The sequence below is a fragment of the Leucobacter denitrificans genome, assembly GCF_014396385.1.
GTDB lineage: Bacteria > Actinomycetota > Actinomycetes > Actinomycetales > Microbacteriaceae > Leucobacter > Leucobacter denitrificans.
Genome location: NZ_CP060716.1, coordinates 572,378 through 585,296, shown reverse-complemented (window position 1 = coordinate 585,296; position 12,919 = coordinate 572,378). Strand labels below are relative to the sequence as shown.

General features: G+C 57.7%; 11 protein-coding genes. 8 read left to right on the top strand and 3 right to left on the bottom strand.

What is annotated here, in order from left to right:
* Positions 1-5 precede the first annotated feature (5 nt).
* The gene (gene polA / locus H9L06_RS02790; protein ID WP_187556313.1) at positions 6-2,627 is read left to right on the top strand and encodes a DNA polymerase I; all 2,622 of its coding nucleotides are present in this window, start codon (positions 6-8) and stop codon (positions 2,625-2,627) included.
* Here polA and H9L06_RS02785 read toward each other — a convergent pair.
* Positions 2,624-3,559, bottom strand: a complete 936-nt coding sequence (locus tag H9L06_RS02785; RefSeq protein WP_187555749.1) for a pseudouridine synthase — start codon at positions 3,557-3,559, stop codon at positions 2,624-2,626. The genes polA and H9L06_RS02785 overlap by 4 nt on opposite strands.
* A 201-nt stretch (positions 3,560-3,760) precedes the next feature.
* Here H9L06_RS02785 and rpsA point away from each other — a divergent pair, with 201 nt between their 5' ends.
* A complete protein-coding gene (rpsA, locus tag H9L06_RS02780; protein ID WP_187555748.1) occupies positions 3,761-5,206 on the top strand; it encodes a 30S ribosomal protein S1 in 1,446 nt (481 codons plus the stop codon).
* Positions 5,207-5,269: 63 nt separating this feature from the next.
* Here the strand turns inward: rpsA and H9L06_RS02775 are convergent, their stop codons facing one another.
* Positions 5,270-5,884: a DUF4126 domain-containing protein gene (locus H9L06_RS02775; protein ID WP_187555747.1), complete on the bottom strand. Its 615-nt coding sequence runs from the start codon at positions 5,882-5,884 to the stop codon at positions 5,270-5,272.
* A gap of 46 nt (positions 5,885-5,930) precedes the next feature.
* Between H9L06_RS02775 and coaE the strand changes: the two genes are divergently transcribed.
* Complete coding sequence (gene coaE / locus H9L06_RS02770) at positions 5,931-6,548, top strand: dephospho-CoA kinase (protein ID WP_187555746.1); 618 nt, start codon at positions 5,931-5,933, stop codon at positions 6,546-6,548.
* 9 nt (positions 6,549-6,557) lie between these two features.
* On the opposite strand, the gene H9L06_RS02765 is transcribed toward coaE, so the two are convergent.
* Complete coding sequence (locus tag H9L06_RS02765) at positions 6,558-7,166, bottom strand: vitamin K epoxide reductase family protein (protein ID WP_187555745.1); 609 nt, start codon at positions 7,164-7,166, stop codon at positions 6,558-6,560.
* A gap of 265 nt (positions 7,167-7,431) precedes the next feature.
* On the opposite strand from H9L06_RS02765, the gene H9L06_RS02760 reads away from it, so the two are divergent.
* The 5 genes from H9L06_RS02760 to proB all read left to right on the top strand — a co-directional run bounded on the left by H9L06_RS02760 (position 7,432) and on the right by proB (position 12,919).
* The gene (locus H9L06_RS02760) at positions 7,432-9,738 is read left to right on the top strand and encodes an Rne/Rng family ribonuclease (protein ID WP_246454461.1); all 2,307 of its coding nucleotides are present in this window, start codon (positions 7,432-7,434) and stop codon (positions 9,736-9,738) included.
* A gap of 165 nt (positions 9,739-9,903) precedes the next feature.
* The gene (gene rplU, locus H9L06_RS02755; RefSeq protein WP_187556311.1) at positions 9,904-10,212 is read left to right on the top strand and encodes a 50S ribosomal protein L21; all 309 of its coding nucleotides are present in this window, start codon (positions 9,904-9,906) and stop codon (positions 10,210-10,212) included.
* 32 nt (positions 10,213-10,244) lie between these two features.
* Positions 10,245-10,499 carry a 50S ribosomal protein L27 gene (rpmA, locus tag H9L06_RS02750; protein WP_187555744.1) on the top strand — a complete coding sequence of 85 codons (255 nt, stop codon included), beginning with the start codon at positions 10,245-10,247 and terminating at the stop codon, positions 10,497-10,499.
* Between the two features lie 114 nt (positions 10,500-10,613).
* Positions 10,614-12,122, top strand: a complete 1,509-nt coding sequence (obgE, locus tag H9L06_RS02745) for a GTPase ObgE (RefSeq protein WP_187555743.1) — start codon at positions 10,614-10,616, stop codon at positions 12,120-12,122.
* Positions 12,119-12,919, top strand: a complete 801-nt coding sequence (proB, locus tag H9L06_RS02740) for a glutamate 5-kinase (protein ID WP_187555742.1) — start codon at positions 12,119-12,121, stop codon at positions 12,917-12,919. The genes obgE and proB overlap by 4 nt, the downstream gene beginning before the upstream one ends.

The following is a 12,919-nucleotide window of genomic DNA, read 5'->3' as shown; positions in this document are numbered from 1 at the left end:
CCCTCATGGTCATCGATGGCCATTCACTTGCGTTCCGCGCATTTTATGCCCTGCCGGTAGATAGTTTTCAAACTCAGACCGGTCAGCATACGAACGCGATCCACGGCTTTATATCAATGCTCATCAACCTGCTGAGCAACGAACAACCTGACTCAATTGCCATTGCGTTCGATATATCCCGGCATTCGTTCCGAACCGAGGAGTACCCAGAGTACAAGGGCACACGAGGCGAGACGCCGCCCGAGTTCAAAGGTCAGATTCCGCTGTTGCAAGAAGCGTTGCACGCGATGGGAATCACCACGATTGAGAAAGAAAACTTCGAGGCTGACGACATTCTCGCGACGTTGGCTACGCGTGGGCCGGCTGAGGGATATCGGGTGCTCGTTGTGAGCGGTGATCGTGACACGATCCAGCTTGTAGATGACAACGTGACGCTGCTGTACCCGTCGAAACAGGGCGTGAGCGAACTCACTCGATACGACGCAGAGCGTGTCATGGAACGGTACGGTGTGCGCCCTGAGCAGTACCCAGAGATCGCTGCTCTGGTGGGTGAGACGAGCGACAATCTTCCTGGCGTGCCGCGCGTCGGCGAGAAAACTGCCGTGAAGTGGATCAACCAGTTTGGTTCGCTTGACGAGATTCTCAGGCGCCAAGATGAGATCGGTGGCAAGGTCGGTGAGAGCCTACGAGAGCACGCGCATCTCGCGGTTCGTAACCGTAAACTCAACCGTTTGGTGCGTGACGTCGAGCTGCCGCTCGAGATCAGCGACCTCAAGCGAGGCGACGTTGATATGGGGGCAGTGCAGCAGGTATTCGCAAAGCTCGAGTTCCGCACGCTATTGCAGCGCGTCGCGAAACTTGCAGGAGTCGAAGTTCCGACAGGCACACCGACTTCGGCATCGAGTGACAGCGAGCTCCCGGTCGTCAAGCTACTCATTGATGAGGAACTCGGTGACTGGCTTTCAAAAGTAGACCGACCTGCTGTCCACTTTGTGGAACACGGTGAGGTGATTCAGGTCGGTCTTGCGACACCAACGAGCACGGTAACGCTCGATTGGCAGCCCGGTGGGCGTGACTATGCGCAGTTTGAGGCGTGGCTCGCGTCTGATGCGCCGAAGATTTTTTTCGATGCGAAGGCGCAGATCAATGTTGCGCGTTTGGTTGGGGTCGAAATTGGTGGAATCGCGGGCGATGCATTGCTCGCCGCATGGATGTTCCGCCCGGTTGCACCCGAGAAGACCATTGCAGAGGCTGTATTTCGCTATCTCGGTGAAGAGGTTCCTGAGGGGGATCCGAATCAACTCGTGCCAGAAGAGGGGTCAATAGCGACACCCGAACACCTTGCCTGGTTTATCGTTCGCGTGCACGCGGCAATTGTTGAGCGGTTTGAGGGCAGAACACTCGACGTCTACGAGAACATTGAGTTGCCGCTTCTTCCAATTCTTTCGGCGCTGGAGTCGAGGGGAGTGGCGATCGATCTCCCGCTGCTCGAAGCGCACGATGCAGAGCTCAAGGAGCGAGTGGCCGGATTTGCGCAGCGTGCGTTCGACGCAATCGGGCACGAGGTGAACCTCTCGTCGCCCAAGCAGCTGCAACAGGTGCTCTTTGAAGAGCTTGATATGCCAAAAACGCGTAAGACACGCACTGGTTACACGACAGACGCCGCGGCGCTGTCTGACTTGCAGCAGAAGAACCCGCATCCATTTCTTGACGCCCTGCTCGCGCACCGAGATGCAAATAAGCTCCGCCAAATCGTTGAGACGCTCATCAAGGCTGTGCGGCCCGAAGAACAGCGGATCCACACGACCCTCGTGCAGATTGGTGCCAGCACAGGCAGATTGGCATCAACCGACCCGAATCTGCAGAACATTCCGGTGCGGTCCGAAGAGGGCCGACGTATTCGAGAGGCATTTATTCATGCTCCCGAGTACGACACATTGCTCACTGCCGACTACTCTCAGATCGAGATGCGCATCATGGCGCATCTCTCGGGCGACAAAGGACTGATCGAAGCATTCAATCAGGGCGAAGATCTGCACCGGTTTGTCGGCTCGCGCATCTTCGGAGTAGAACCAGCTGACGTCACGAGTGAGATGCGTGCGAAGGTCAAAGCGATGTCCTATGGCCTCGCGTACGGCCTCTCTGCGTTTGGGCTCTCAAAACAGCTCACCATTTCTGCGGCTGAAGCCAAGCAGCTTATGGAAGAATATTTTGAGCGATTTGGGGGAGTGCGCGACTATCTTCGATCTGTTGTCGAGCAGGCGAAGCGCGATACCTATACCGAGACGATTTTTGGTAGGCGTAGGCCATTTCCCGATCTTGCGAGTCCGAACCGAATCCTTCGTGAAAACGCAGAGCGGGCGGCGCTCAACGCGCCGATCCAGGGATCTGCGGCCGACATCATCAAACTTGCGATGATCGAGGTGGAGCGGCGCATGGGAGAGGCAGGGCTTAAGTCTCGAATGCTGCTTCAGATTCACGATGAGCTCATGTTCGAGGTTGCGGCGGGTGAGAATGAGGCGCTCGAGACAATCGTTCATGAAAGCATGTCTGGTGCCGCAACACTCTCAGTCCCACTTGAAGTTCAGTTCGGTTATGGTCCGAACTGGAACGCCGCCGCTCACTAATCGCCTGTGAGTTCGGACTTCAGCGGAAGTGAACGCTGACTTGTGAATTTTCGTGTGGATCCGTCGATTGGGTCCACGAATGAAAGTTCGCTCGCGAGCAGCTGCAGAGGCGTCGAAAAGTCATCGATTTCTGACCCTGTCGGAACCGGATAGAGCGGATCGCCGACGATCGGAATTCCGAGCCCGTTGAGATGAAGCCGCAATTGGTGGGTGCGCCCCGTTTTGGGCGTGAGGCGGTAGACACCGAAACCGTCACCGAGATCTGACTCGAGTTCGACCAAGGTCCTCGCGTTCGGAGGTGCTCCAGGAACGACTTCTGCCTGCATAATGCCGTGCTCTTTTGCAATGTGGTTTTGTACCTGAAGGGGTAATTTGAGGTGTGGATCAAGGGGAGCCACAGCACGGTAAATCTTTGAAATCTGCTGGTTCTGGAAGAGCGATTGGTATGCGCCACGCCACCGTTGCTCAGTAGTGAGTACGAGCAATCCGGAGGTGACGCGATCGAGCCTGTGTGCCGGCGTGAGTTCGGTGAGTCCGAGCTCTGCCCGCATCCGCACAACGACGCTTTGTAGAACATGTCGCCCGCGTGGGATCGAAGACAAGAACGGTGGCTTATCTATGACGACAAGTCGCTCGTCCCTGTGCACGATGTGGATCGCGCCAGGTACCGTCGCTTCTTCGCGGAGATCGCGATGAAACCAAACAAACGTGTGCGGAGTGTATGGATCGCCTCGTCTGAGCGCTGATCCATCTTCGTATACGAAGCGCGAGTCGGAGATCATCTGATCCACATTCGCTTCGTACGGCACCCTCGAATGTAGCCAGTCGCGCATCAACTGCCACTCGGGCAACTCGCCACGGACTCGGTTCGGCGTGCGTAGCCAAGCGGGGTCGAGACCGTTGCGCTGGGGGAGAGGGGAACGAGGCGGCACGCCAACAGCCTAGCCATGACAAATGAAGGCGATAGATTTCGGGTTGAGAATGTGGCGAATCTGGGGGTAGACTGGGGTGTCACATTTGTGGCGACTCAACCATGTCCACGTGTGGGGCGTTTCTTGGAGTCGAACCATTTCGAATCCTATGATTCGGCACGTACCCACCTGAATACCATGTCCATTCTGGAGACCAATTTCATGACGAACACAACGACCGAGAGCAAGCAGGTCGCGATTAACGACATCGGCTCAGCCGACGACTTCCTTGCAGCGGTCGAACTGACCATTAAGTCCTTCAACGACGGAGACCTCATCGAGGGCACCGTGGTGAAGATTGACCGCGACGAGGTACTCCTCGACGTAGGGTTCAAGACCGAGGGTGTTATCCCCTCACGCGAGCTGTCCATCAAGCATGATGTTGACCCCGACGAGGTAGTCAATGTTGGCGATTCGGTTGAGGCACTCGTGCTCCAGAAGGAGGACAAGGAAGGTCGCCTGATTCTGTCGAAGAAGCGTGCTCAGTACGAGCGCGCTTGGGGCGATGTCGAGAAGGTCAAGGAGACCGAGGGCGTCGTTACCGGCACCGTAATCGAGGTCGTCAAGGGTGGACTCATCGTTGACATCGGACTTCGTGGCTTCCTCCCAGCATCGCTTATCGAGCTTCGCCGCGTTCGCGACCTCACGCCGTACCTTGGCCAGGAGATCGAGGCAAAGATCCTCGAACTCGACAAGAACCGCAACAACGTGGTGCTGTCGCGCCGCGCACTCCTCGAAGAGACCCAGTCGGCAACCCGCTCGTCGTTCCTCGCTGACCTCAAGCCCGGTCAGGTGCGCAAGGGCGTCATCTCGTCGATCGTCAACTTCGGTGCATTCGTTGACCTCGGTGGAGTTGACGGTCTCGTTCACGTTTCCGAGCTCTCGTGGAAGCACATTGAGCACGCATCTGACGTTGTCGAGGTCGGCCAGGAAGTCACCGTTGAGGTGCTCTCGGTTGAGCTCGATCGCGAGCGCGTTTCGCTCTCGCTCAAGGCAACGCAGGAAGACCCTTGGCAGGTCTTTGCACGTACCCACGCCATCGGACAGATCGCTCCAGGTGCTGTCACGAAGCTTGTTCCATTCGGCGCATTCGTTCGCGTTGCCGATGGCATCGAGGGCCTCGTGCACATCTCAGAGCTTTCGGGCCAGCACGTTGAACTCGCTGAGCAGGTTGTTTCGGCCGGCCAAGGGGTCTTCGTCAAGATCATCGACATCGATCTCGAGCGTCGCCGCATCTCGCTCAGCCTCAAGCAGGCAAACGAGGGTGTCGACCCAGAAGGTACCGAGTTCGATCCTGCACTCTATGGCATGACCACCGAGTACGACGAGAACGGCGAATACAAGTACCCAGAAGGCTTCGACCCTGAGACCCAGGAGTGGAAGGAAGGCTTCGAGTCGCAGCGCGAGAAGTGGGAGCAGGAATACGCTGCTGCCCAGGAGCGTTGGGAAGCGCACAAGAAGCAGGTTGCTGCGATGCTCACCGAGCTCGCTGCCGCACCTGCTGCTGAGGCGCCATCGTCGAGCTTCTCGAGCGACGCAGCTTCGGCTGGCGCACTCGCTGACGACGAGGCACTTGCTGCACTGAAGGCACAGCTCGAAGGCAACTAAGCATTCAAGTCAAAGGCCCGGTTCCCAATGGGAGCCGGGCCTTTAGCTTTCTCCAGAGCTATTTCAACTTTCGGTGATCGGTTGCTGGCCGCTACGCGCAGCACGTCGCTTGCGCATCTTGCGTATCGCGCGAACCATAAGAATGATGCAGCCGACAATCATTGCAAGCGCGAGTAGTGGTACAACCACTGCGAGGATTGTTACGATCACTGCGGCAATGTCCTCGATTGCGCTCATCACGCCTGCGCCGGCGCCCCCAGTCGTGAGATTCACGACAGGTCGCGCGACAAGCTTGAAGATGTGCGGAACGAGCGCAATAACCACCCCGATGACGAACGGCCAGAATGCGGCGGAGTTCACAAACGCCTCTGGGTCGGTGACTGCGACGGTATCGCTTGCCGAACCGGCGCTGAACACGAGTCCACCCGAGGTTGGTCGAATAATCGTTTGTAGAACGTCATTTACTGAGTCAAGTGCGGGAACTTTGTCGACAACGAGTTCAACAACGAGCAGGATGCCAAGGATCCCGAGTACCCATTCGTTCGCGATCCACGACCATGCGTCGGGGAGATCGATGACGGGGGTAAATCGTGCAAGCAAGCCAATTCCCAGGAGCGGAATATAAGCGTTCAGGCCCGCGGCAGCAGCGAGCGAAAGTCCTGTGACGATCTCGAGCATGCGATCACCTCCGTTACTAGCTTACGGTCGCGCTAGTGTGGATCGTATGCAACTTATCGCCTTAACCGGAGGCATCGCCTCAGGCAAGAGCACCATTGGCAAGAAGCTCGAAGAGCTCGGAGCTGTTCGCATCGATGCAGACCAGCTCGCGCGTGAGGCCGTCGAACCTGGATCTCCGGGTCTCGAGCTCATTACGCAACGTTTCGGTGGTGATGTATTGAGTGAAAACGGCGAACTCAATAGGGCGGCCCTCGGAACAATCGTGTTCAACGACACAGAGGCACTCAATGACCTCAACACAATTGTGCACCCGGAAGTGCGCCGATTGCTGGTGACCGGCATTGATCGGGCTCGCCAGAACGATCTCGACAGCGTAGTGGTGTACGAAGTGCCTCTGCTTGTTGAAGCTGGCATTGAGAATGCGTCAGAGGACCTGAATTTTGATGCGGTTGTTGTCGCGGATGCGCCGGCAGAGCTCCGCGTGCAGCGCATGATCCAACTGCGCGGTATGAGCGAAGACGAAGCGCGCCAGCGCATCGCTAATCAAGCGAGCGATGAGGCGCGACGCGCGATAGCTGATGTGCTTATCGATACATCAGGCACTGAAGACCACACGATCCACCAGGTGGAAGAACTTTGGCAGCAGCTCACCCGACAGAGTTAGCGGCGAGATTTAGCGGCCGAACTCAGCGAACCAGTTCAGTTGGAACTGGGCGACCGCGGCGATGAGGATGTAGGCAAGCAAAACGAGCACCCAGGCCCACGAATTCAGGGAGGTGAAGGCTCGCTGCACTGCAGGCGAGGCAGGCACATACCCCTTCGCTTCGGGCCTGAATGCGGTGCCGAAGAAGAGCGGGATCATCACGGTCCAGACAACCATGCACCAGGGGCACAGCGTACCGAGTCCGAAAATGCTCTGGTAGGCGAGCCAAAAGATAAATATGACGCCGAGAAGCAAACCTGCGCGGTAGATCCACCAAAACCAGGCGGCAAAGCGAGCTCCAGCGAGGAGAGCGACACCAACCGCGATTGGGGCAACTAACGCCACGAGGCCGAGAATGGTGTTGCTGAAACCAAAGAGTGAGCCCTGCCAAGAATCCATGTTCGGGCCGCAGGTGACGAGTACCGAAACTTCGCAGTTGGGAACGTAGTCAGAGTTCTTCAGCGTCTTGATGTATTCGGTAGCAAGCTCGAACGCGGCGAATAAGCCCACCGCTCCCAGCAGGATAGAAAAGAGCGCAAACCCAGTCGATTTGCTCGGTGCAATCTCGGTGTTTGTCATAAGCGAAATCCTAGTCTCCGTAACCTGAGACATTACGCCACGCAACATGATCGTGCGGGGACTCGGGTGACCGTGACATAATGGTAACCGATCGATAACGCTAAGAAGGTTACATCGACGTCAAGTCTTCGATCGCCCCGTGGCGATCTTCGGCGGGAGCCGAGCGCCTGGTGATTCAGGCAACAGAGGGATTCGCGGTGATACACCGCACACAATTTAGGTTTTCGCGGAACAATTGTTTCGCGGTTAAAGGAGCACACCAGCGATGGTGAATACACAAAAAGATACCGAAGAACAGACACCCAATGAGAATGAGGGTGTGGTTTCGCAGCCCGAGACAGATTCGTCAGCACAGCCAGTAGGCACGTCTTCTGAGGAATCAACCGAAGAATCAGTGGCTTCTGAAACTGCAGCTCCGGAGGAGGACGCGAAGAAGGTCCCGTCAGACGGGCTCCCGCTCGTACTTCCACTCGCAGAAATGAGTCCAGAGCAGCGCTTCCGTGCGACAACTCGACTCATCTTCCTCGCGCCTGATGTCCCGCCGGTGCAGCCGAGGCCGCGTCGAAGTGAGTTCCGGCGTCTCGACGATATTCTTGACCAACAGTTCCCGGGCAATGATTCGCGAGATCGTTCGGATCGCGATCGTGATCGCTCTGATCGTAATCGAGACCGGGAGGACTTTAACCGCGAGAGCGGTGGTGGCCGAAACCGACGTCGCACAACTGGCAACGGTGCAGATCATGACGACGATGATTCCTCGCGCGCGCAGCGTCAGGCGCCAGTCATTACAGAACCGCAAAAAGTTCGTGGATCCACGCGACTAGAGGCCAAGAAGCAGCGTCGCCGTGACGGTCGTGATGCGGGGCGTAGGCGCACAGTCATCACCGAGTCTGAGTTTCTCGCGCGCCGCGAATCGGTGGATCGAGAGATGATCGTGCGCACCACGGCAGACCGCATTCAAATTGGGGTTCTTGAAGACAAGGTGCTGGTCGAGCATTATGTCGCCCGCTCAAGCGAGTCGTCACTAATTGGCAACGTATATCTCGGGCGCGTACAGAATGTGCTGCCGAGCATGGAAGCCGCATTCGTTGATATTGGTAAGGGCCGCAATGCGGTTCTCTACTCCGGCGAGGTTGACTGGTCAGAGTTTGAGGGCGGCAACACTGCACGAAAAATTGAGAACGCTCTGAAGCCCGGCGACCAAGTACTCGTGCAGGTTACGAAAGATCCTGTCGGGCACAAGGGCGCAAGGCTCACGAGCCAGATCTCGCTTCCCGGCCGCTTCCTGGTGTTTGTGCCTGGCGGCGCCATGAATGGCATTTCACGCAAACTGCCTGATACCGAGCGCGCCCGACTCAAGAAGATCCTCAAGCAGGTACTTCCTGACGGTGCTGGCGTTATTGTGCGTACCGCAGCTGAGGGTGCGAGTGAAGACCAATTGACTCACGATGTTCATCGGCTCACGAAGCAGTGGGAGTCGATCCAGGCCCGCACCGAAAAGGGTGGCGGCCCGGTCATGCTTCACTCTGAGCCAGACATGCTCATCAAGATTGTGCGCGACGTCTTTAATGAAGACTTCCACCGCATGACGATTGCCGGTGAGGAAACTCACCAGGTAATCGAGAACTACCTGTCGAACGTGGCACCTGACCTTATGCAGCGCGTAGAGCGTTACGACGGAGATCGCGACATCTTTGACGAATATCGGGTCTCCGAACAGATCGTCAAGGCGCTCGACCGTAAGGTGTGGTTGCCATCGGGTGGATCGCTTGTCATCGACCGAACCGAAGCTATGACCGTCGTCGATGTTAACACGGGTAAGTTCGTGGGTGCAGGCGGCAACCTTGAAGAGACTGTAACGAAGAACAACCTCGAGGCGGCCGAAGAGATCGTGCGCCAGCTTCGCTTGCGCGACATCGGTGGCATCATCGTGATCGACTTTATTGACATGGTGCTGGAGTCGAATCGAGACCTCGTGCTTCGGCGCCTCGTCGAATGCCTCGGCCGCGATCGCACGAAGCATCAGGTGGCAGAGGTGACTTCGCTCGGACTCGTGCAGATGACTCGAAAGAAGTTGGGCCTTGGTCTCCTCGAATCATTTAGCGAACCGTGTGAGGTGTGTGCTGGCCGTGGTGTCATCGTGCAGCATGAGCCTGTGCACAAGCACCGTAGCGAGTCCAGCGGTCGCTCGAAGCGTTCCGCAAATAAATCGTCCGCCGATCCAAAGACTCAAACTCACGCCATCACTGACGGCGCAAAGAACATGCTCGCCCAGGTGGCAGCTTCGACGATCACGGCGCCGAAGTCTGAGGAACCGAGTGAGGTTACTGAAAAGCCAGAACAGCTCACGAACGTGCTCGATAGCGTGCTGAATGCTCTCCCTGACGCGCCTCCTGCGGGCGCCTCGAAATCACGGAGCCGGAGAGCGAGTTCGCGTGCGGGCGCGCCTGCGACAACTCAGTCGAGTGAGGTAAAAGTTTCGACTCCGCCAGCAGAAACGGCACCGGATGCGGCCGTGAGTCCTGAACAATTGCTGCTTGACGCCCTCGATGCTCGCACGCAGTCGAAATAGGGCAGGTTGACACGCGGAACTGTATTTGACCGAAACGAATAGTTCGAGTTATTATTGATCGTTGTGCCTACCCGCTTCGGTGGCGGAGAGTGGCGCATATGGCTTCGATCGTGACGAGTTCGCGATTCGGCACGATAAGAAGATTCTCAAGAGATGGGTGACCAAGTGGTTTACGCAGTAGTACGCGCAAGCGGTAGGCAGGAAAAGGTCGAGGTTGGTTCGATCATCACTGTCAACCGAGTAGCTGGCGACGCCAAGGGTAATGTCGAGCTTCCAGCAGTGCTGCTCGTTGACGGTGACAAGGTCACGACCGATGCCAAGGCACTCGCCAAGGTGAAGGTTACCGCCGAGGTTCTCAACGACCTCCGTGGGCCGAAGATTGTCATTCAGCGTTACAAGAACAAGACCGGTTACAAGAGCCGCCAGGGGCACCGTCAAGATTTGACGCGCCTCAAGGTCACCGGCATCAAGTAGCAGACTTTCAAACCTCAAAGGAGTAGAGACTCATGGCATCCAAGAAGGGCGTAGGCTCGAGCAAGAACGGTCGCGACTCGAACGCGCAGCGCCTCGGCGTGAAGCGCTTCGGCGGCCAGCAGGTGAACGCAGGCGAGATTATCGTTCGTCAGCGTGGCACCCACTTCCACCCAGGCGTCAACGTTGGTCGCGGCAAAGACGACACACTGTTCGCGCTTGCTGGCGGAGCAGTTGAGTTCGGTGCAAAGGGTGGCCGCAAGGTCGTCAACATCGTAGCTGCCGCGTAACACGCGATCGGCATCGGCAAGGCGGGCTTCGGCTCGCCTTTTGTCGTATCTGGCCGAGAATCAGTGAAATAGAATTTGTATGGTTGCGGCTTCGCGAGCGAAAGAGGAACATTCATGGTGACCTTTGTGGATCAGGTGCAGTTGCATCTGCAGGCCGGACGAGGTGGCAATGGTTGCGTCTCTGTGAGACGAGAGAAGTTCAAACCACTAGCTGGCCCCGATGGCGGGGCCGGGGGGAACGGCGGCAGCATAGTTCTGGTTGCCGATCCACAGGTTACGACCCTGCTCGAGTACCACCGTCGGCCTCATCGCGCCGCCGAAAACGGGGGATATGGTGCTGGTGATTACCGGGCCGGCACGACTGGTGAAGATCTCGTTCTCTCAGTTCCCGTGGGAACTGTTGTTAAGAGCGACACCGGTGAAACTCTTATTGACCTCGATGAGCCAGGCATGCGTTATGTCGCGGCAGAAGGAGGGCTCGGTGGGCTCGGAAACCACGCGTTAGCGAGCGCGAAACGTAAAGCCCCGGGCTTTGCACTGCTTGGCACAACTGGCAAGTCCGGTTCGGTCACGCTCGAGCTCAAGACCATCGCTGACGTAGCTTTCGTGGGGTACCCGTCGGCAGGTAAGTCGAGTCTGATCGCAGCGATGAGCGCGGCGAAGCCGAAGATCGCTGACTATCCCTTCACGACGCTTCACCCAAACCTTGGTGTGGTGGAGGTGGAAGACCACCGGTTCACCGTTGCCGATGTGCCTGGCCTGATTGAGGGCGCGAGCGAGGGGAGAGGCTTAGGGCTCGACTTCTTGCGACACGTGGAACGTTGCAGTGCGCTCCTACACGTGCTCGACTGTGCCACGCTCGAGCCCGGGCGTGATCCACTCTCAGATCTCGAGATAATCCGTGCGGAGCTTGCTGCATACGAGGTGCCCGAGGGGCAAATTCCATTGCTCGAACGCCCGCAACTTGTCGCCTTGAACAAGATCGATGTGCCCGAGGCCCGCGAGCTCGCGGAATTTATTCGTCCAGAGCTCGAAGCAGAGGGGTATCGGGTATTTGAGATTTCCACGGTTTCGCATGAGGGACTTCGTGAATTGAAGTTTGCGCTCGCAGAACTGGTGGAGGCTGCACGAGCCGAGCGGCTTTTGGAGGAGGCGAAGCCGGAGCGAATCGTGCTCACCCCGAAACCAGTTGACAATCGAGCGGGATTCCGAATTGTCACAGAGGGCGGCACTTACGGCACGCTCTACCGGGTGCTCGGAGAGAAGCCCGAACGCTGGGTCGAGCAGACTGACTTCGCGAACGATGAAGCTGTCGGATACCTTGCAGATCGCTTGCAGAAGATCGGCATCGAAGATGCCCTGGTGAAGGCAGGTGCCACAGCTGGTTCAACCGTGGTGATCGGGCCGGGCGCTGGCATCGTCTTTGACTGGGAGCCATCGATTACGAGTGCGGCCGAAGTGCAGGTCGGTGTTCGTGGCAGCGATAATCGCATTGATGCGAGCGAGCGGCGTACAAACAAGGAGCGGCGCACCGCGTATCACGACAGGATGGATGCAAAGGCTGCGGCTCGGGAGGAGCTGGAGCAAGAGCGCAAGGCCGGTTTGTGGGAGTCGGAGGAATGAGTGATTCGGCAGTGAAACCGTTGGGAGAAGCGCTACTTGGCGCACGACGCATAGTCGTCAAGGTTGGATCCTCATCGGTTAGCGGTGAGAACGCGGCGCAGATTCCAAAACTCGTTGACTCACTTGCGCGTCTACGCGCAGAAGGCGCACAGGTCATCCTCGTTTCGAGCGGCGCTATCGCAACCGGTGTCCCGTTTCTCTCGCTTGAGGAGCGGCCAGACGATCTTGCAACGCAGCAGGCCGCTGCCGCTGTGGGTCAGAACATTCTCGTCAACCGATATCAGCGCGCGCTCAGCACCCACGACCTGATTGCCGGCCAAGTGCTGCTCACCGCGAACGATATCGAGAACCCAACCCACCGAGGAAATGCTCGGCGCTCGCTCGAGCGCCTGCTGAGCCTCGGTATTCTGCCGATTATCAACGAGAACGATACGGTCGCAACGCACGAGATCCGCTTCGGCGATAATGACATGCTCGCCGCGCTGGTGGCCCGTCTTGTGCAAGCGGATCACCTCGTACTTCTTTCAGATGTTGATGCCCTATATACGGCCCCGCCTGCGGTCGCAGGGGCCAAGCGAATCCCGTTTGTGTCATTCGGCGACGTGTTAGAAGGTATCGAGATCGGTGCCAGCCAGTCAGGATGGGGTACAGGGGGAGCGGCGACCAAAGTTCAGGCGGCGAGGCTTGCTGCCGAGGCTGCGGTGACCGTGCTGCTCACCGAGACCAAGCTTTTTGCGCCTGTGCTTGAAGGTGCGGATCACGGGACACACTTCGAGGCAGGTCCGGGGCCGCTCTAG

What these genes read in the sequence shown, in the direction of transcription:
- polA (WP_187556313.1), top strand. Translation starts at nt 6, where the DNA reads ATGGTCATCGATGGCCATTCACTTGCGTTCCGCGCATTTTATGCCCTG.
- rpsA (WP_187555748.1), top strand. Translation starts at nt 3,761, where the DNA reads ATGACGAACACAACGACCGAGAGCAAGCAGGTCGCGATTAACGACATC.
- H9L06_RS02775 (WP_187555747.1), bottom strand. Translation starts at nt 5,884, where the DNA reads ATGCTCGAGATCGTCACAGGACTTTCGCTCGCTGCTGCCGCGGGCCTG.
- coaE (WP_187555746.1), top strand. Translation starts at nt 5,931, where the DNA reads ATGCAACTTATCGCCTTAACCGGAGGCATCGCCTCAGGCAAGAGCACC.
- H9L06_RS02765 (WP_187555745.1), bottom strand. Translation starts at nt 7,166, where the DNA reads ATGACAAACACCGAGATTGCACCGAGCAAATCGACTGGGTTTGCGCTC.
- H9L06_RS02760 (WP_246454461.1), top strand. Translation starts at nt 7,432, where the DNA reads ATGGTGAATACACAAAAAGATACCGAAGAACAGACACCCAATGAGAAT.
- rpmA (WP_187555744.1), top strand. Translation starts at nt 10,245, where the DNA reads ATGGCATCCAAGAAGGGCGTAGGCTCGAGCAAGAACGGTCGCGACTCG.
- obgE (WP_187555743.1), top strand. Translation starts at nt 10,614, where the DNA reads ATGGTGACCTTTGTGGATCAGGTGCAGTTGCATCTGCAGGCCGGACGA.
- proB (WP_187555742.1), top strand. Translation starts at nt 12,119, where the DNA reads ATGAGTGATTCGGCAGTGAAACCGTTGGGAGAAGCGCTACTTGGCGCA.